This window comes from Chromatocurvus halotolerans (genome assembly GCF_004340525.1).
Lineage (GTDB): Bacteria > Pseudomonadota > Gammaproteobacteria > Pseudomonadales > Halieaceae > Chromatocurvus > Chromatocurvus halotolerans.
The window spans coordinates 164,111-183,218 of record NZ_SLWX01000004.1 but is presented as its reverse complement, the minus strand read 5'-3'; the positions used below and the strand labels follow the sequence as shown (position 1 = coordinate 183,218).

Annotated in this window: 15 protein-coding genes; 9 read left to right on the top strand and 6 right to left on the bottom strand. The window is 65.4% G+C overall.

The window, feature by feature from the left end:
* Nucleotides 1–85 precede the first annotated feature (85 nt).
* From recC to recD, 3 genes are read left to right on the top strand one after another with little or no spacing between them, the layout of a single operon-like run.
* A complete protein-coding gene (gene recC, locus EV688_RS06510) occupies nt 86–3,637 on the top strand; it encodes an exodeoxyribonuclease V subunit gamma (RefSeq protein ID WP_117315030.1) in 3,552 nt (1,183 codons plus the stop codon).
* Entirely contained in the window at nt 3,634–7,410 is a 3,777-nt protein-coding gene (gene recB / locus EV688_RS06505) for an exodeoxyribonuclease V subunit beta (RefSeq protein WP_205686488.1), read from the top strand. Before recC ends, recB begins: the two co-directional genes overlap by 4 nt.
* Nucleotides 7,407–9,467 carry an exodeoxyribonuclease V subunit alpha gene (gene recD / locus EV688_RS06500; protein WP_117315028.1) on the top strand — a complete coding sequence of 687 codons (2,061 nt, stop codon included), beginning with the start codon at nt 7,407–7,409 and terminating at the stop codon, nt 9,465–9,467. Before recB ends, recD begins: the two co-directional genes overlap by 4 nt.
* On the opposite strand, the gene EV688_RS06495 is transcribed toward recD, so the two are convergent.
* Nucleotides 9,464–9,844, bottom strand: coding sequence for a rhodanese-like domain-containing protein (locus EV688_RS06495; protein WP_117315026.1), 381 nt, complete (start codon nt 9,842–9,844; stop codon nt 9,464–9,466). The two genes, recD and EV688_RS06495, sit on opposite strands and share 4 nt — an antisense overlap.
* Before the next feature lie 170 nt (nt 9,845–10,014).
* Here EV688_RS06495 and EV688_RS06490 point away from each other — a divergent pair, with 170 nt between their 5' ends.
* Together EV688_RS06490 and EV688_RS06485 are read left to right on the top strand one after the other, a co-directional pair.
* Nucleotides 10,015–11,061 (top strand): MBL fold metallo-hydrolase, encoded by a 1,047-nt coding sequence (locus tag EV688_RS06490; protein WP_117315024.1) that lies wholly within the window; start codon nt 10,015–10,017, stop codon nt 11,059–11,061.
* 60 nt (nt 11,062–11,121) lie between these two features.
* The gene (locus tag EV688_RS06485) at nt 11,122–11,928 is read left to right on the top strand and encodes a class I SAM-dependent methyltransferase (protein ID WP_117315022.1); all 807 of its coding nucleotides are present in this window, start codon (nt 11,122–11,124) and stop codon (nt 11,926–11,928) included.
* Between the two features lie 135 nt (nt 11,929–12,063).
* Here EV688_RS06485 and EV688_RS06480 read toward each other — a convergent pair whose 3' ends face one another.
* The 3 genes from EV688_RS06480 to EV688_RS06470 are packed head-to-tail and all read right to left on the bottom strand — an operon-like array spanning nt 12,064 to nt 13,843.
* Nucleotides 12,064–12,357: a sll1863 family stress response protein gene (locus tag EV688_RS06480; RefSeq protein ID WP_117315020.1), complete on the bottom strand. Its 294-nt coding sequence runs from the start codon at nt 12,355–12,357 to the stop codon at nt 12,064–12,066.
* 41 nt (nt 12,358–12,398) lie between these two features.
* A complete protein-coding gene (locus EV688_RS06475; RefSeq protein ID WP_117315019.1) occupies nt 12,399–13,343 on the bottom strand; it encodes a YihY/virulence factor BrkB family protein in 945 nt (314 codons plus the stop codon).
* A gap of 50 nt (nt 13,344–13,393) precedes the next feature.
* Complete coding sequence (locus EV688_RS06470; RefSeq protein ID WP_117315017.1) at nt 13,394–13,843, bottom strand: hypothetical protein; 450 nt, start codon at nt 13,841–13,843, stop codon at nt 13,394–13,396.
* A 156-nt stretch (nt 13,844–13,999) separates the two neighbouring features.
* On the opposite strand from EV688_RS06470, the gene EV688_RS06465 reads away from it, so the two are divergent.
* From EV688_RS06465 to EV688_RS06450, 4 genes are read left to right on the top strand one after another with little or no spacing between them, the layout of a single operon-like run.
* Entirely contained in the window at nt 14,000–14,509 is a 510-nt protein-coding gene (locus tag EV688_RS06465) for a glycine zipper 2TM domain-containing protein (protein WP_117315015.1), read from the top strand.
* 59 nt (nt 14,510–14,568) lie between these two features.
* Nucleotides 14,569–14,955 carry a hypothetical protein gene (locus EV688_RS06460; RefSeq protein ID WP_117315013.1) on the top strand — a complete coding sequence of 129 codons (387 nt, stop codon included), beginning with the start codon at nt 14,569–14,571 and terminating at the stop codon, nt 14,953–14,955.
* A gap of 6 nt (nt 14,956–14,961) precedes the next feature.
* Nucleotides 14,962–15,645, top strand: coding sequence for a response regulator transcription factor (locus tag EV688_RS06455; protein ID WP_117315011.1), 684 nt, complete (start codon nt 14,962–14,964; stop codon nt 15,643–15,645).
* On the top strand, nt 15,642–16,982 hold the full coding sequence (locus EV688_RS06450) for an ATP-binding protein (RefSeq protein WP_117315009.1): 1,341 nt from the start codon (nt 15,642–15,644) through the stop codon (nt 16,980–16,982). The genes EV688_RS06455 and EV688_RS06450 overlap by 4 nt, the downstream gene beginning before the upstream one ends.
* Nucleotides 16,983–17,029: 47 nt before the next feature.
* Here EV688_RS06450 and groL read toward each other — a convergent pair whose 3' ends face one another.
* Nucleotides 17,030–18,655, bottom strand: a complete 1,626-nt coding sequence (groL, locus tag EV688_RS06445; RefSeq protein WP_117315007.1) for a chaperonin GroEL — start codon at nt 18,653–18,655, stop codon at nt 17,030–17,032.
* The gene (locus EV688_RS06440; protein WP_117315005.1) at nt 18,652–18,966 is read right to left on the bottom strand and encodes a co-chaperone GroES; all 315 of its coding nucleotides are present in this window, start codon (nt 18,964–18,966) and stop codon (nt 18,652–18,654) included. Before EV688_RS06440 ends, groL begins: the two co-directional genes overlap by 4 nt.
* Between the last annotated feature and the right edge of the window lie 142 nt (nt 18,967–19,108).

The window sequence follows — 19,108 nt, the reverse complement described above, 5'->3', positions numbered from 1 at the left end:
CGTAAAGTCCACCGCTGATACCTGTGACTGAGGCCACCGCTTCACGCGTCGGTGCTGTCTCTGTCGGACAAAGGAAACGCACCGAGTGACCGACCCTGCCCCATCACCCCACGACGGCCTGATCGTCCTGCAGAGCAACCGCACCGAGGACCTGCTCGAGCTGGCCCTCGGATGGCTCAATCGCCACCCGCTACATCCGCTCGACCGCACGGTGTTCCTGGTGCAGAGCAACGGCATCGCCCAGTGGCTGAAAATCTCCTTCGGCGAGCGGCAGGGCCGGCCCGGTCGCGGCATCTGCCTGGGCACCGATGTCATGCTGCCGGCCCGCTTTCAGTGGGAGGTCTACCGCAGTGTGATCGAGGCCGTTGAGGGGCCAGGAGTGGTGCCGGCAACCTCCCCCTACGACAAGACGCGGCTGCGCTGGCGGCTGCTGGCGCTGCTGCCAAAGGCACTGGGTGATCCGCGGTTCGCGCCGCTGGCGCACTATCTACGCGAGGACGATGAGCAGCGCAGGCACTACCAGCTTGCGGAACGACTGGCGGACCTGTTCGATCAGTACCAGGTGTACCGGGCCGACTGGCTGAACGCCTGGGAGGCCGGGCGCGATGTCCTGAGCCTGCCCGGCAACCGCGAAATCCCGGTCCCCGCAGAGCAGTGCTGGCAGCCGGCGCTGTGGCGAATGCTCGGCGATACCCTGGGAGCGGAGTTGGCGAGTACTCACCGCGGTGCTGTGCATCGCCGCTTCCTGGCCGGTGCTGCGCGGCTGGAAAAGCGCCCGCCCCGCCTGCCGCCGCGGGTTGTGGTGTTCGGCATTTCCTCATTGCCGCAGCAGGTGCTGGAGGTGCTCACGGCGCTGTCTGGCGTCAGCGAGGTGGTTCTCTGTCTGCTGAATCCCTGCCAGCATTTCTGGGGAGAGATTATCGAGACCCGTGAGGTGCTGCGGTATTACCACCGACAGCAGCGCCGTCGCGGCATGCCCGAGAACCTGCACCTCAATCCGGAGTCGCTGCATCTGCACGCGCATCCGCTGCTGGCCGCCTGGGGCAAGCAGGGGCGCGATTACCTGCAGCTTCTGGCGGAATATGACAGCACCGACGTCCAGGCGATGGCGAGCCTGCAGCAGCCGGTCGACTGGTTTCAGCCGCCGTCCACAGACTTTCTGCTGGGCCAGCTGCAGGACGATATCCTGGAGCTGCGTCCGCTGGCGGAAACCCGCGACACCTGGCCGGCGGTGGATACAGAGCGGGATCTCTCGATACGCTTCCATCGTTGCCATAGCCCCCAGCGCGAACTGGAGGTGCTGCACGATCAACTGCTGGCGGCCTTTGCGGACAGCGCCTCGCTGCAGCCCCGGGACATCATGGTCATGGTGCCGGACATCAACGATTACGCGCCCTCGATTGATGCGGTCTTTGGTCAGTTCGGCCGGGAGGATGCACGCCACGTGCCCTACCACGTGGCGGATCAGCAGCAGCGCCATCGGCAGCCCATGCTGGTGGCGCTGGAAACGCTGCTGTCGCTGCCGACGCTGCGTTTTCGCGCCAGTGAGATTCTCGACCTGCTGGATATTCCGCCACTGCGCCAGCGCTTCGGCCTTGGAGAGAGCGACCTGCCGGTGCTGCAGCGCTGGATACGCGGCGCCAACGTGCGCTGGGGCCTTGACGCCGACCAGCGCAGCGAGCTGGATCTGCCACGACATGACGATCTGCACAGCTGGCGCTTCGGGCTGGCGCGGATGCTCATGGGCTACGCTGTCGGGGAAGCCGCCGAAAACGGCGATGACTGGGCGGCCATCGTGCCCTACGACGAGGTGGCGGGACTGGATGCGGCGCTTGTCGGTCCACTGTATCGGCTGATTCTCGTCCTCGATGAACTGCGCCAGCGACTGCAGCAGCCCCAGAGCGCTGCGGACTGGGGCGACACGCTCCGGGACATGCTGGAGATGACCCTCGAGCCGGTGTCCGCGGCGGAGCAGGGCATGCTGGCACAGATCAGGAGCGCCCTCGATGCCTGGCAGTCGGAAATCGAGGAGGCGGGGGTGCTCGAGCCCCTGTCACTGGCGGTGGTGCGCGAGAGCTGGCTCGAGCGCATCGATGAACCGCAGCTGTCGCGAAGCTTCCTGATGGGTCGCGTCACCTTTGCCACCCTCATGCCCATGCGGGCCATTCCCTTTCGCCAAATCTATCTGCTCGGGATGAACGATGGTGCCTATCCGCGCCGCACGGACGCCGTGGATTTCGACCTTATGGCATTGCGCGAGCACTACCGCGCCGGCGACCGCTCGCGGCGCGACGACGACCGCTACCTGTTCCTCGAGGCGCTGCTGTCCGCCCGGGAGCGGCTCAGCATCAGCTGGTGCGGGCGCAGCGTGAAGGACAACAGCGAGCAGCCGCCCAGCGTGCTGGTCGGGCAGCTGCGCGATCACCTCGACAAGGGCTGGCGGCTGGCGCCAGGGCGGCCGGCCGGCGAGCTGCTGCCGGCAATCACTACCGAGCACCCGTTGCAGCCCTTCGGTGACGGTTATTTCCGCGCAGATTCCGCGCTGTTTACCTACGCCAGGGAATGGCAGGGGCTGCGCAGTGAGGACTCGACGCAGGCAGGTCCGGAGCCGGAAAGCACGGCCCTCCCGCCCTGGTGGCCGGAGGTGGACGTGACACTCGCCCAGCTGTCGGGTTTCCTGCGTGACCCGGTCACGGCGCTGTTCCAGCAGCGGCTTTCCACCCATGTGCGCGACGACGATATTCTGGCGCAGGATGAGGAGCCCTTTGCCTTTGAGGGGCTGGACAAATGGCAGCAGCTCGATGCCCTGCTGCAGCCGCTGGGGCAGCGGCTGGCCCAGGGCGAGGACGTGGATATGCCGGATCTGCTCGCGCGGCGGGTGGAGCAGCGTCAGCGTGCCGGGGACTACCCGCCCGTCCCGGTTGGCCCCGCGGTTCGCAGAACACTGCTTCAGCCGCTACCCGTCGCACTGGAGAGCTATCGCGACTGCCTCGCCGCCTATCCCGGGCATCTGCCGCTGACGCCCCTCGTTCGTCATGAGCTTACCCTGCCCTGGGAGGGCGCCGAGCGCTGCCTGGTGCTGGAAGACACCCTGGGCGACCTGCATGTCTCCGCGGATCGGGAAACCGTTGCCCGCATTGTGTTGCTGACCAGCTCCATCAACCGCGGCCGGGACCGGCACTGGATGCAGATTCTCAAGCAGTGGCCGGCCCACCTTGCCCTGCAGCTGCTGTACCCGGGCGCCGCGACACACCTGATTTCTTCTGGCGGTACGCTGGTGCTGCGCGGCATGCCGGAAGCACAGGCCGCGGAGCGACTGGATCGGCTGATGGGCCGCTGGCTGCAGGGAATGCAGCGGCCTGCGCCGACGCACCCCGAACTTGCGTTCGCTGCGCTGGGGCAATTCCCCGACCCTGGGCCGGACGGCTGGCATGTCGATTCCCTGCTGGCTGACAGTCGCCTGCGAGCGTCCTGGGACAAGAGCTACGAGCAGCTGTGCGAGCGCACGCCGCTGCTGGTGAGGGAGTACCCGACCCTCGAGGCGCTGGTGCAGGCGCCGGGGTTCGTCGCCGCCAGCCTGGAGCTTTACGCCGATGTCTGCGCCTGGGTGGGTGTCGTGCAGGAGGAAGACCAATGATGTCGTCACCCGAGCGAGCCATTGCTCTGGATCTGCCGCTGACGGGCAGTCAGCTCATCGAGGCCAGTGCCGGTACCGGCAAGACCTTCACCATCGCGCTGTTGTACGTGCGACTGGTGCTGGGCCACGGGCAGTCCGACAGCGACGCCTCGCCCCACGGCGATGGCTTCAGCAGACCGCTGGTGCCGCCGGAGATTCTGGTCGTGACTTTCACTGAGGCGGCCAGTCTGGAGCTGCGCGACCGCATTCGCGAGCGTCTGGTGCAGGCAACCGAGGCCTTTCGGGCAGAGGACGGGAACGACGGCCTGGTCGACAGGGACCCATTGCTGGCCGGGCTGCGCGCCGACTATGCCCGGGAGGCCTGGCCACGCTGTGCCCGCAGCCTGCAGCTGGCGGCGGAGTGGATGGACGACGCCGCTATTTCGACCATCCACAGCTGGACCCAGCGTATGCTCAAGGAGCACGCCTTCGACAGCGGCAAGCTGTTCCGCCAGGAGATCGTCACGGACCTGAACGGACCGACCCTGGAAGCCGTCACCGACTACTGGCGCAGCCGGGTCTATCCCCTCAGTGAACCCCTCGCTGCCGTCATGGTGGGGTTGTTTGGCTCGCCTCAGGGGCTGCATTCGCAGCTGCGCCGGCTGCTGCAGCGCGAGGAAGCCACGCTGGTCTCCGCCGGCGAGCCGCTTGCCGCCGGAGACCTCGACAGTCTCCTGGCCCGCGCGGCACTCAGCCGTGAGGCGCTGCGTGTTGCAGAGGCAGACGCCCGTGACGCCTACCGTCAGGCCGCGGATGAGATTCACCGCACCCTGCATGATCTGCGCGGCGTCATGAATGGCACGACCTTCAGGGGAGTGAACCGTGATGAGACCTTTGCGGGCTGGCTGGCCGAGCTCTCCGAGTGGGGCGCCGGGCAGCACGCGCTGGAGGAGTCGCCTTTTGTGCAGAAGCTGGCGCGGGAGCGTTTCAGGCTGAAAAAAGGGGGCGTGCTGCCAGCGCTGGCGCTGTTCGACGCGCTGCAGACCTGGCACGAGCAACAGGCCGCAGGGGAGCTGGCCCAGCGTGAGCTGCAGCCCGCCGTTCTCGCCGAGGCCAGGGACTGGGTAGGCCAGCGCCTGGCGGCGCAGCTGGAGGCGCGGGCGCAGATGGGCTTTGACGGCATGATCCGCGGGCTGGCCGGCGCTCTCGACAGTGACGCGGGCGAGGCGCTGGCGCGGCGCATCCGTACGCAGTTTCCCGTGGCCATGATCGATGAGTTCCAGGACACGGACCCGGCGCAGTACCGGATTTTCCAGCGTATCTACGGTATTGGCAGCGCCGCGCCGGACGCGGCTCTGATCCTCATCGGCGACCCCAAGCAGGCGATCTACGGCTTCCGCGGTGGCGATATTCACACCTACCTCGCGGCGCGGGAGGCCACCCGGGGCTGCCATCACACCCTGGGCAGGAATTTCCGCTCCAGTGCAGGGGCAGTGCGTGCCGTCAATCAGCTGTTCCTCCAGGCGGAGAGCGCGTACCCGCGGGCAGCCTTCCGCTTTGCCGAGCCTGATAACCCGGACGGGAATCCGCTGCCCTTTCATCCCGTGGATGCCAACGGCCGCGACGAGCAACTGCTGCTCGACGGAGAGCCCGCTCCCGCCATGACCGGCTGGTTGCTGGCCGGCGACGGTGATCTTGCCTGCTTCAACAAGCAGGCTTACCTGCGCGAGGCTGCCCGCCACTGTGCCAACCGCATTGCCGGCTGGCTAAACCAGGCGCAGGCACGGAGGAGCGGATTCCTGGCGCGGGATGGGGACGGCGTCACGCCCCTGAAGGCAGGGGACATTGCCGTCCTGGTGCGCGATCGCAAGGAGGCGAAGGCCATTCGCGAGGCTCTCGCCGCCCGCGGGCTGGCCAGTGTCTATCTGTCTGATCGGGATAGCGTCTTCGCAACCCCGGAGGCCCGGGATCTGCACCACTGGCTTCGGGCCATGGCCAGCCCCGAGGATCCCGCGCTGCTGCGGGTCGCGCTTGCCACCGCCACGCTGGGACGCTCTCTCGGCTGGCTGGATGCGCTGCAGCGGGATGAGATGGCCTTTGAAGACACACAGGCGCGCTTCATCCATTATCGTCAGCTCTGGCAGCGTCGCGGCGTACTGCCGGCACTGCGTCGGCTGCTGCATGATTTTCATGTGCCCGAGTCCCTGCTGGGTCGCGAGCAGGGGGAGCGAGCGCTGACCAACCTGCTGCATCTCGCCGAGTGGGCCCAGCAGTCCAGCGACAGTCTCGATGGTGACCATGCGCTTATCCGCCTGCTCGCCGGGCACATTGCCGAGCCGGGCGCTGACGAGCAGGTGCTGCGCCTGGAAAGCGATGCCGAGCTGATTCAGGTGGTGACCATCTTCAAGTCCAAGGGGCTGGAGTATCCGGTCGTGGCTCTCCCCTTCCTGTGCACTTACCGTGAGGTCGACGCGCGCTATGGCAGTCCGCTGTACCATGTCGATCATCGTCCGTTCCTCGAACTTGCGGCGAAAAAGGAACTGGCCCCCGAGGGTTTTCAGCGAGCGGACGATGAGCGCCTGTCTGAGGAGGTGCGCCTGCTGTATGTGGCGCTGACCCGCGCCCGGCATGCCACTTTTATCGGATTGGCACCGCTGGCGGTGGGCCCGAGCAGAACGGCAACCCTGCACAAGTCGGCGCTGGGCTATCTGCTGGCGGGCGGCGAGAAGATCCCCGATCTGCAGAGTCTGCGTGCCTGCTGGCTTGCCCAGGCTGAACACTGTGCGGATATTCACCTGGAGGAGGGCGGCAGTACCGACACGGTGCATGAGACCGGCGCAGCGCCGCCTGTCGGCAAGGCGGCCCGGCTGCCGGGGCATACCTCCTTCAAGCCCTGGTGGATTGCCAGCTACTCGGCGCTGCGCTACCTGGGGCTGGAACGTGCGCCGGAGACCGCCGATGCCGAGGTTCGCGACGACGAGCGTGAGACGCCGCTGTCTCCGCGAGGGCAGGACGAGCCACAGACCCCCGCGCCGGGCTCGCTGCATGCCTTTCCCCGCGGCCCCGAGCCCGGTACTTTTCTGCACGGTGTGCTGGAGGATCTGGCGGATCGCGGCTTCGATCGCGCCCTGGAAGACGGGCCTCTCCTCGCGCAGATAGCTGAGCGCCTTCGCAAGCGCGGCTGGGACGCGCATGCCCAGGCCCTGCATCACGGCATGCAGGCATGGCTGACCACGCCGCTGGCACCGTCAGGGGAAAACGGGCCGACGCTCGCGCATCTGTCCCGCTACCGCGCCGAGCCTGACTTCTGGTTTGCCACGACAGATGCCACAACGCCGGCCGTGGACAGACTGCTGCAGGCGCAGCTGTTCTCCGGCGCGCCACGACCGCCGCTTGGCGAGCAGCGGCTCAATGGCCTGATGAAGGGCTTTATCGATCTGCTGGCGGAACACGAGGGTCGCTTCTACGTTATCGACTGGAAGTCCACCTGGCTGGGCGTCGACGACAGCGCCTATCATGCGGAAGCCATGCAGACTGCCTTGCTGGATAAGCGTTACGACCTGCAGCTGGCGATTTACCTGATTGCCCTGCATCGCCATCTGCGGCATTCCCTGGGCGAGTCCTACGACTATGATCGGCATGTCGGCGGCGCCATGCTGGTGTTCCTGCGGGGGATTGATGCGCCCTCACGGGGCGTGGTCACGATCAAGCCGTCACTGGCAGTCATACAGGCGCTGGACGACTGCCTCGCGGGCGCCGGGTCCTGCACGGCGGCGGGGGAATGTACGGCATGAGTGACCGGAAAACGCTGCGGGATTCTGAACACCTGCTGGAAGACCCCGAGGCGCTTCTCCTGCTGGTGTTCGCCTGGGCGGAGGCGGGCTGGGTCCGCGATCTGGATGCTGCCCTGGCGCATCGCCTGTTCGCGCTGGCGCCAGACGGGGATGCTGCCTGTCTGCTGGCAGCCGTCATGGTCAGTTTCCAGGCCGGGCAGGGACATTTGCTGCTGGACCTCGATCACGCGCGCCGGCAACCCCGCGAGCTGATCGCCGTGACTGTCGGCCACAGCTCCGCAAAGGAAGATCCGCCGCCTCCCGATGCGTTGCTGAGCCTCATGCCCGCGTCCTGGGAGTCGCGACTGCGGGACTGGACCGCGGTGGGTGAGGGCGAGGGCAGTGAACCGCTGGTGCTCGACAATCACCGGCTCTACCTGCGTCGCTACTGGCGGCATGAGGCGCAGGTATCGCAGGCGCTGGCGGCGCGTTTCGCGGCTTCGACAGAGGTCCACGCGGAGACACTGCGCGCGGTGCTCGACCGCCTGTTTCCGCTCACGGACCCCAGAGCCGAACCCGCTCGCTGGCAGAAACTGGCCTGCGCCCTGGGTGCGCGCTCCGCCTTTACCGTTATCACCGGCGGCCCGGGCACGGGCAAGACCACCACGGTCATCCGGCTGCTTGCGCTGCTGCAGGTGCTCGCCCTCGAGAGCGGCGAGGCGCCCCTGCGCATCCGGCTTGCGGCCCCCACCGGCAAGGCAGCGGCGCGCCTGAATGAGGCGATCAGTGGCCAGGTGGGTCAGCTGGCGGAACTCGATCTGCCGCGGACGAAGCAGGTGCGCGAGTCCATTCCGTCCGATGTCACTACCCTGCATCGCTTGCTGGGGGCGCGGCCGGATACCCGTCACTTCAAGCACCACCGGTTCAACCCCCTGTCGGTGGATGTGGTCGTGGTGGATGAGGCCTCGATGATCGACATCGAGATGATGTCAGCGCTGCTCGCGGCTTTACCGGCGCGTGCCCGACTGGTGCTGCTCGGCGACAAGGATCAGCTGGCCTCTGTCGAGGCGGGCGCGGTCCTCGGGAGTCTCTGCGCCCGGGCGGAGGCCGCGCATTACCGTCCAGAGCTGGCGCGCTGGCTACAGGCTGCCAGCGGCTGGGCGGTCGGGCCCGAGTGGCAGGACAGCGAGGGCCTCCCGCTGGATCAGGCGGTGGCAATGCTGCGCCACTCGTTCCGCTTTGATGACCGCAGCGGTATTGGCGAGCTGGCCCGTGCGGTAAACGTCGGTGACAGCGCCCGGGCAATGGCGGTGCTGGCGGATGAGGGCTTTGCCGATGTGCAGCGACTGGCCCTCGACGGCGAGCGACTGGCCGCTCTGGCAATCCATGGACGGCGGCATGACGCCGCCGGTGGCTACAGCCATTACCTGGGCGTTATTCGGGGGCAGTCATCCTCTACGCGTCCGGCCGCGCAGGCGGTGCGAGACGACTGGGACCGCTGGGCGCTCTCGGTGCTCGAGGCCCACGCTGGATTCCAGCTGCTGACACCCCTGCGCAGCGGGCCTCATGGCGTTGCGGCCCTGAATACGCGGATTGAGCGGGAGCTGGAGCAGGAGGGCCTTATCGCCAGGACTGCGGTCGACAGTCACTGGTACGAGGGGCGCCCGGTTCTGGTCACCGGAAACGACTACGGTCTTGGACTGATGAACGGCGATGTGGGCATCGCGCTGCAGGCACCGGTGGAGTTCGGCGCCCCCGGACGCGGCCTGACGCTCAGGGTTGCCTTCTCCTCGGGCGACGGCCGTGTGCGCTGGGTCCTGCCCAGCCGACTCCAGCGCATCGAGACGGTATTCGCGATGACCGTGCACAAGTCGCAGGGGTCTGAGTTTGCGCACACCGCGCTGGTGATGCCGGAATTGCTGTCGCCGGTGCTGACCCGGGAGCTGGTCTACACCGCGGTGACGCGGGCGAAAAACCACTTTACGCTGCTGTGTGGCAGCAATGATGTCTTCGCGCAGGCGGTGGAACGGCGCGTGGCGCGGCAGAGCCAGCTGACCCCGGCGGGGACTTACGCCTAATCGAAATCGGGCAGCGCCGGCGTTACCACCCGGTGTCCGGCTTCCTGCCATGCGTCAATGCCGCCGGCGATAAACTGGACGTGGGCGTAACCCATGCTTTTCATGGCCGCTCCGGCCAGCGCCGAACGGCCGCTGTTCTTGCAGTAAAGCACAACCTTGAGGCCACGATCCTCGAAATCCGGATCATTGCTCAACTTGAATTCCAGCAGGCCCCGGGGAATGTTGATGGCACCCGACAGATGCCCGGCGTGAAACTCATCCGGCTCGCGCACGTCGATCAGGAGGTCAGCCTCCCGGATGGCGCTGTCACACTGCTCCAGCGAGGTTTCGGGGACCTGTGATTTGGCCTCGGCAACCAGGTCATGGACGGTTTTCATGGGTCTGCCTCCTTTCACTCCCTGTCGGGAATCTGCACACGCAAAAACAGCGTCTCGACGCGGTACACTGGCGCTGACGATGTACCATCACGGCGGCAGCTTAGCGGGCACGGCGGTTTGTAGCCAGCCCCTGGCGCGGTTTTCTGGATTACCGGATAGCGAGGTCACTGATGATTTTTCGACAGCTGTTTGACAGTACGTCCTCCACGTACACTTACCTGCTGGCCGATGAAGAGGCGCTGGAGGCCCTGCTGATTGATCCCGTGTTTGCCCAGGTGCAGCGCGATCTGGCATTGATTGACGAGCTCGGGCTGCGCCTGCGGCTGGTCATCGATACCCACGCCCATGCGGACCACGTTACCGCCGCCTGGGTGCTGCGCAGGGAGACGGGCTGCGATATCGCCTCCGCCAGAGCGATCGATGCCAGTAACGTCACGCTGCCTCTCGACGACGGCCAGATCTGTGGCGTTGAGGGCGTGCAATTGCGCTGTATTGCCACGCCGGGCCATACCGATGGCTGCATGAGTTTTGTCACCGCTGATGAAAGCCGGGTGTTCACCGGGGATACCCTGCTGATTCGGGGCTGCGGGCGCAGCGACTTCCAGCAGGGCAGCGCCAGCCGGCTGTATGCCTCGATTACCGAGAGACTGTTCAGCCTGCCCGACAGCTGCCGGGTCTACCCAGCGCACGATTACCAGGGGCGCAACGTCAGCTCGATTGGTGAAGAGAAACACTTCAATGCCAGGGTCGGCGCCGGCGCTAACGAGACCGATTTTGTGGAATACATGAACGCCATGAAGCTGCCGCATCCCAAGCTGATCGATGAGGCAGTGCCCGCCAACCTGCGCAGCGGCGCCCCGGAGGACGGTGAGCTGCCGAATCGGCCCGACTGGGGAGATATTCGCCTTACCTACTCGGGAGTGCCGGAGATCGACGAGGAGTGGCTTGAGCTGCACCTCGACAGTGTAACTGTCCTCGATGTCCGCCTTCCCGATGAGGTCCGTGACTGTCCCCTCGCGCAGACACTGGTTGATGTGCACATTCCCCTGGCGGAGCTGCGGGACCGACTGAACGACGTGCCGACAGGCAAGCCCGTTGTTGCCCTGTGTCGCTCCGGACGGCGCTCTTCGCTGGCGGTCTCGATTCTGCGTGACGCCGGTTACGAACAGGTTGCCAGCCTCAGTCGCGGTCTGCGCGCCATGCTTCAGGATGGGTAGAAATTGACCGGTGGTGTCAGGTCCGAATCGGACCTGACACCATAAGGGAGGGCTTCATCGATGGCAGATCTCGGGAAATTGCATCAATACGCCCGTAGCATGCGCAGGGATGCCTGGTGCGAGGCATTCGTGCAGTTTGCGGCCAGCGGAGAGAATCCGCTCGGACTGCCGGCCTTTCCCACGGAGGATATCCAGCGACTTACCAATAGCCAGGCCAATGCCGAGACCATGCGCGGTGCCGCCGACTTTTATCGGATTTTCGACGAAACGCTGATGGCGCACCCCGGCACCACAGGGCGTCTGCTGGATTTTGGTGCGGGGTGGGGTCGGATCACGCGCCTGCTGCTGCGCTCGCTGCCCCCCGAGGCCATCACGGCCGTGGATGTGGATGACCGTCTCGTCGACGCCGGTGCTACGCAGCTCCCCGGCATCGAGTTTCTGCGCATGGAAAGCGGCGACAGGCTGCCATTTGCAGACGCCAGTTTCGCTGTCGTGATTGCCAATTCCGTGTTTTCACACCTGTCCGAGGCCGCGCATCATTTCTATGTTTCCGAGATTGCGCGAATTCTCAGCCCCGGCGGTCTTTTCGTCGGCACGACCCTCTCTCTGCGGACCTACCGCACCTGGCTGGAGCAGGCCGCCTATCGGGACTGGATTACCGGATTGCTCGGGGAACCCGATGCGGTGCTGGCGTCGCTGGCGAACCGGGAGTTTGTCTATGCGAGGTCCGGACGCTGGACGGACTACGGAATTGCGCTCTTGCCGGAAGGTTATGTGCAGGAGCGCTGGCGTCCGCATTTTTCCCTGATTGCGACCCGTGACGATTACAAGCAGGACGTCAACGTGGCACGGACGCCGGCCCAGTGAGGCGGCCCGGAGGTCGCCGCTCGCTATTCCTGTATTGATCCCGATGATCCGGGCGCGACGGGTGTAGGATCAGGCTTTTTTGGTCTGTCCCGATCCGGGTCATCGCGCCCGCAAGTGAGCGTCAGTCAGTGGATGTCACTTGAAGTGTGACTTGAAATAATTGATGGAGTTGCCGAGGGCCTTCCAGGCGTGTTCGGCATCGTCCTTGATTTCCTGCCATCGCTCCTCGCCGGCCGAGCGCGCATCGTCGATGCGTTTCTGTGCGGTTCGCCGCTCTTCGCGCAGATCGTTCAGGCGCTTTTCGTATTCCTTGCGCGCCTCGCCCTCAAGCTCGTCGGCCCGCTTTTCGATTCTGTCCATGTGAGCATCGATGTCATCCAGCTGGCTCTTGAGCTTTTCGATGAATTCCTTGCGGCTGCTGTCACTCATGTCGATTACCTCTCTGCTTGTGGTGTTGTTGGCCGGCGGTATCAGGCTGCCTCCGGCGGTGGGCTGTCCTCCAGAAGTTGCCGGTGCACACGCACGGCCGTGGCCTTGGGCCGTATTGTGCCGCCGCGCGCTTCAAGCTGGGCGCGCGTGAATGCTGCACCGAACAGCAATATCAGGGAGGAATAGTTCACCCATAATAGTAATACCACCAGGGAGCCGGCGGCGCCATAGGTGGATGCGGTGGCCGTATTTGCGAGATACAGGGCGATCAGCGATCGACCCAGGGTAAACAGGGCCGCGGTGATCGCGCCGCCGATGAGCACGTCCTTCCAGCCAAGAATGACATCGGGGAGAATGCGGAACATGGCGGCGAACAGCAGCGTGATGACGCCGAAGGACAGCGCCAGTTCAAGACCGATCAGCAGAAATCCCGGTACCGGGAGCCACTGTTCAGCGAAGGTCATTACCGCACGCAGGGCAACGCTCATCAGAAGCGACACCAGCAGGATGAAGCCAATCGCAAGGACAATGGTCAGCGACAGTACGCGGCTGCGAATGTACATCAGCGCACTGTTGCGCGACGGCCGCGCAGCGACATCCCATATCGCATTGAGGGACTGCTGCATCTGGGCAAAGACGGTGGTGGCGCCGAGAATGATCGCCGCGATTCCGATCAGGCTGGGAATCAGACCGCTCTGATCGATCTGCGAGTTGACGACTGCAGTCTGCACTATCCCCGCTGCCTCGGGACCGATGGTGTCCTGCAGCTGATCCATGATCTGACCTTCCGCGGCCTTTTCGCCGAGCACCAGGCCCACGACAGTGACCGCAACGATCATGACGGGTGCGATGGAGAATACAGTGAAGAAGGCGAGCGCCGCGGCGTAGATGAACGCCTGGCTTTCCAGCCAGTGTTGCCCGGCGCGGCCGAAGACCCTGAGCCAGAAACGGAAGAGGCCGACGGTGTCGGCAAATATGCTGCCCATGGGCGGAGTATAACGCAGCTGGCGCCGGGTTCATCCCCCCCCAGCGTGGGTCAATGGCACCAGGACAGGGGTAAGTCCACGCGGCGCTCGCGGCCGCCGCCGAGGCGCTCAAGGCGATAGCATCCGCTCACAGTGCCTGCTCTTCCGCGGGCGCGCCCTCCATCAAAGGTGTCATGCAGTGAGTGAGTGATTGCTGACCCGATCAGCGCGCCGCCGATGATGCCCGTGTAATCGGGGCGGTAGCGGTAGCCGTGGTTGATGCGCACGCCTCTGCCGCGGTGATGCCGCCAGTGACGGCGATGCTCATTGCGCCACTTCTGATGGCGATAGCCGTGCGTCGAGTAGCGCTTGCGCGGGTGCTGCCAGCCCTTGTCTCCGCGGTACTCTGCCCGGTGGTCGCCACGATAGCCACGGCGGTCGTCGCGATCGGCCAGTGAATGGCCGGCGGTGATTAGCATGAGGCTTCCCAGGGCAATGGCGAACAGGTTTTTCAGTGTCATGGCGCAACTCCTCTTGTGTGAATGCACAGCTCCACACTAGCGTGCTCAACCTGAACACAGCCTGAATGACCATGGCGCAATATCCCGCCGGCGTTCAGCCTGCATTCAGCTTCGCGGCGTTATTCTGCTTTCGGAATGGTCCCGAAGGAGAGAGACATGAAGCGGACACTGGCAGGATTGCTCGCACTGTTACCCGCCGTTGCACTGGCCGACCGCCAGAGCAGTATCGTGGAGGCGAAGGTGGTGTCGGCAGAGCCGATTGTGCGTGTCGTCAGCGAGCGTATCCCACACGAAATCTGCCGCGAAGAGCGCGTACGGGTGGTCGAGCGCGGCTCGCGCTCAGCGACTCCGGGTATTGTCGGTGCGGTGGTCGGCGGCACCGTGGCGGGTGTTCTCGGTCGCAACAGTCGCTATCAGCCTGTGATTGCCGGTGCCGGCGCCGTGGTCGGTGCCTCGGTCGGAAGTGATATCGGCAGGCGCCGCCACCACGATTCCTATTACATGACCGAGGAGGTCTGCAGTGTGGAATATCAACGGCGCGAGCGGGAGGAGATCGATGGCTATCGCGTGCGCTACCGCTATAGCGGTAACATCTACGAAACCCGTACCGAGCGTGAGCCGGGAAGGACGATTCCGCTTCGCGTCGAGATACAGCCGCTGTCCTGACCGGATCATGCGCCTGAAGGAGGCCTACACTGTCTCACCGAGAGCTTCGCCGCGCGCCGTTGGCCAGTCTGCTGGTGGCGCTGTTGCTGCTTGCGCCGCCTCTGGCGGCACAACCGGTAGTGCCTTCATGGTTGCGCGATGTCCTCGAGGCGCGTGGCGAGGCCGCCGGGAATCGCGAGGGTCGACGGGATGAGCAGCGGCATAGCGACCGCAGACGGCAAGGCGAGGATGATCCAGACGGTGTCCGCGACGACGCTGCCCGCAGCCGTGCGCTGGACTGGCGCGCTGAACCCCGGGAGCCCCGTCTCGACGCGCGCTCGGCTGCGCGCCGTGCGCAGGATGCCCATGGCGGTCGCGTGCTGGGCGTGAAGCGCACAGGTGACAGCTACCGCGTGCGTCTCCTGCTCGATGAGGGGCGCGTGACCACAGTCACCATCCGCGAGTAGTCGACCATGCGCATGCTGCTGGTAGAGGACGATGACCGTCTGCGTACACGGCTGGCCGACCATTTTCGCGGCAACGGCTGGGCCGTGGAAGAGGCAGAGACCGTGCGCGACGCTGACTTCATGGCCCATGAGGTCCCCTGCGATGTGGCAATCGCCGATCTGGGACTGCCCGATGGATCCGGCGTCAGGTTGATTTCGGGGTGGCGTGCCGCCGGCATCGATTTCCCGGTCATGATACTGACTGCCCGCGCGGACTGGCGGGACAAGGTTGAGGGGCTGGAAGCGGGGGCCGACGACTACGTGACCAAACCTTTTTATCTGGAGGAGGTAGAGGCGCGGGTGCAGGCGCTGCTGCGGCGGGCTGTCGGCCGCCGCACGGCGGCGGTGAGCTACGGCGCACTGGCAATCGATTTCAGCGCGCGACAGGTCACGCTGGAGGGCCGGACGGTGGAGCTTACCGCCTTCGAGTACAACACCCTGGCCTATCTGGCGCATCGCGCCGACGCGGTCGTCTCGCGTAGCGAGCTTGTCGAGCACCTGTATGAACAGGATCATGACCGCGACAGCAACGTCATCGAGGTGTTTGTCGGCCGCCTGCGACGCAAGCTCGACCCCGACGGTGCGCTGCAGCCGATACAGACCGTGCGCGGTGCCGGTTATCGCTTCACCCTTGAGCCCTCAGCTCCGTGAGCCGTCTACCCCAATCGCTGGCGGCGCGCCTGCTGCTTGCCTCGGCGCTGCTCCTGCCTCTGTGTCTTGGCGCCACGAGCTGGTCCCTTGAGCGCGCTCATCGTCTGGCCGCCGAGGCCGCACAAGCGGAACGGCTGCAGCTGCACCTGATGACGCTGCTCGCGCAGGCCGAATTCGACGACGCCCTGCGGCTGCCCACGCAGGTGCTGGAGTCACGCCTGACGCAGCCCGGATCCGGGCTCGTCGCCTACGTGACGACGGCTGACAACGCGCTACTCTGGTCTTCGCCGTCGGCGCTCATGCAGGAACCTGCGGAAATGCTGGCCAGTCTGCCTGCGCTGGCGCCGGGTCAGCAGCACCTGTCCCGCCACGCGGACCACCAGCGCCTGGTCTACCCGCTGATCTGGGAAACCGATGCGGGCGCCGAGGTGCCGCTGCGCTTTGTCGTCATGGAAAGCCTGGCCCCGCTGCGTGCCGATGTCGCGGCCTACCGCCGCAGTCTGCTGCTGTGGCTGGGCGGTACCCTGGTTCTATTGCTGGCGACGCAGCTCCTGGTCATGGCCTGGGGTCTGCGGCCGCTGCGGGACCTCGGTCGGGACATCGCCCGCATCGAACGCGGCGAACGGGACAACCTGCCGGGAGAATGGCCCCGCGAGATCCGTCCGGTCACCGATAACCTGAAGACACTGCTGCACAGCGAGCAGGCGCGCCGCGAGCGCATGCGCAACACACTGTCTGATCTCGCGCACAGCCTGAAGACACCTCTGGCGGTGCTGCGCAGTGCCGAAATCGACGAACGCGGACAGGCCGGCCTGGTGGCGGAGCAGGTGTCGCGCATGGAGGAGGTGGTGGAGTGGCAGCTGCAGCGAGCGGTAGGCAACGGTCATCGCCTGCTCTCGGCGGTGGACCTGTGCCAGCTGGTCGAACGCCTGCGGGGCAGCCTGCTGAAAGTCTATGCAGCGCGGGAACTGACGCTGGAAAATGCGGTTCCGCGGGAATGTCGATTCCGTGGTGACGAACGCGACCTGATGGAAGTCCTGGGCAACGTGCTGGACAACGCCTGCAAGCACGCCGTATCGCGGGTGCGCCTGTCGGCAGGGGTGTCAACCGAGGGGCTTGCCATCACAATAGAGGACGATGGCCCGGGAATCCCCGATGCGCTGCGCGAACATCTGACGGAGCGTGGTATGCGCGCAGACAATCGTCATCCCGGGCAGGGCCTGGGGCTGGCTGTCGCCGCTGATATTGTCGACGGCTATGGGGGCCGGCTGTTCATCCAGCGCAGCGATCTGGGTGGAACGGCCGTGGTATTGCTGCTAGGGCCGGGTCAGGGCTGAAGAAGCTCCGGGCGGCGTCCCGCCCGGAGTGTGTTCGACGCGGGGCCTCAGAAGTCGTCCATTCCCGGAGCGGGCATCGGCGCCGACTTTGGCTCCGGCCGGTCGGCAATCATCACTTCGGTGGTGATGATGAGTCCGGCGATACTGCCCGCGTTCTGCAGGGCACAGCGGGTCACCTTGGCCGGGTCGATGATGCCCATCCCGACCATGTCACCGTAGTCACCGGTCTGTGCGTTGTAGCCATAGCTGCCGGACTGCTCGCGCACCTTGCCAAGCACCACGCTGGGCTCCACCGCGGCGTTATTGACGATCTGCCGGAAGGGCTCCTCCATGGCGCGCAGCGCGATGTTCACGCCGATGGCCTGGTCGTGGTTGGCGGTCTCCACTTTCTCCCTGATCGCATCGGCGATGCGCACCAGGCTCACGCCACCGCCGGGCACAATGCCTTCCTCGACAGCGGCACGGGTCGCGTGCAGGGCATCGTCCACCAGGTCCTTGCGCTCCTTCATTTCTACTTCCGTGGCGGCGCCGACCTTGATGACCGCAACTCCGCCCGCCAGTTTGGCCAGGCGTTCCTGCAGCTTCTCGCGATCGTAGTCGGAGGAGGTGTTCTCGATTTCCGCGCGAATCTGGCCGACCCGGGCCTCGATGTCAGCCTTCGCGCCAGCGCCCTCGACCACGGTGGTATCGTCCTTGGTCAGGACAATGCGCTTGGCGCTGCCCAGGTCTTCGAGGCTGGCGCCTTCCAGGTTCAGGCCAACCTCCTCCGAGATCACAGTGCCCCCGGTCAGCGTCGCGATGTCCTGCAGCATGGCCTTGCGCCGGTCGCCAAAGCCCGGGGCTTTCACCGCCGCGACCTTGAGGATGCCGCGCAGGGTATTGACCACCAGCGTGGCCAGGGCCTCGCCCTCCACATCCTCGGCGACGATCAGCAGCGGCCGGCCCGCCTTTGACACTTCCTCCAGCAGCGGAATCAGATCGCGGATGTTGCTGATCTTCTTGTCGAAAAGGAGGACATAGGGGTTGTCCAGCTCCACCTGCATCTTTTCCTTGTTCGTGACGAAGTAGGGCGACAGGTAGCCGCGGTCAAACTGCATGCCCTCAACCACGTCCAGCTCGTTGTGCAGGGATTTGCCCTCTTCCACGGTGATCACGCCGTCCTGGCCGACCTTTTCCATGGCCTCGGCAAGGATGTCGCCGATGTCCGTGTTCCAGTTGGCGGAAACGGTCGCTACCTGTCCGATCGCCTTGTTGTCCGTGCAGGGCCTGGCCAGTGTCTTCAGTTCCTCCACGGCGGCGCGCACGGCGGCGTCGATACCGCGTTTGAGGTCCATCGGGTTGTAGCCGGCGGTGATCGCCTTGTGGCCCTCGCGCACCATTGCCTGGGCGAGCACGGTGGCCGTCGTGGTACCGTCACCGGCGACGTCGGCAGTCTTTGATGCCACTTCCTTGAGCATCTGGGCGCCCATGTTCTCGAACTTGTCCTTCAGCGTGATCTCCTTGGCGACGGTGACGCCGTCCTTGGTGATCTTGGGTGCGCCGAAGCTCTTGTCGAGGACCACGTTGCGGCCCTTCGGTCCCAGCGTTGCCCGCACGGCGTTGGCCAGCGTATTCACGCCGGCCAGCAGGCGTTCACGGGCGTCGTGTGAATAGTGAATGTCCTTGGCGCTCATGCGGCTTTCTCCAGGCTGTCCTGTTGTTCGATGACGGCGAGGATGTCGGATTCGCGGACGATCAGGACCTCTTCGCCATTGATGGTGTGCTCGGTGGATGCGTATTTCCCAAACAGTACGCGGTCACCCACAGAGACGGCGACGGGCTGCAGCTCCCCGCTGTCGAGGGTGCGGCCGGGGCCGACGGCAATGACCTCGCCCTGGTTGGGCTTTTCCGCGGCAGCGCCGGGCAGGATGATGCCGCCGCTGCTGGTGGTTTCCGCCTCGAGTTGACGCACTACAACCCGATCGGCAAGGGGTCGAATGCTCACGGTCAATTCCTCCTGATAGTGTCAGTACAGTTGCATTCAGAACGTCGGGGGTATCTTGAGCGACACCTCCCGACATGGCGATATGGACGTTGGCTGCAAGTTTTCAAGTGGGGTTCAGGAAAAAATTTTTCGGGGGGGATTT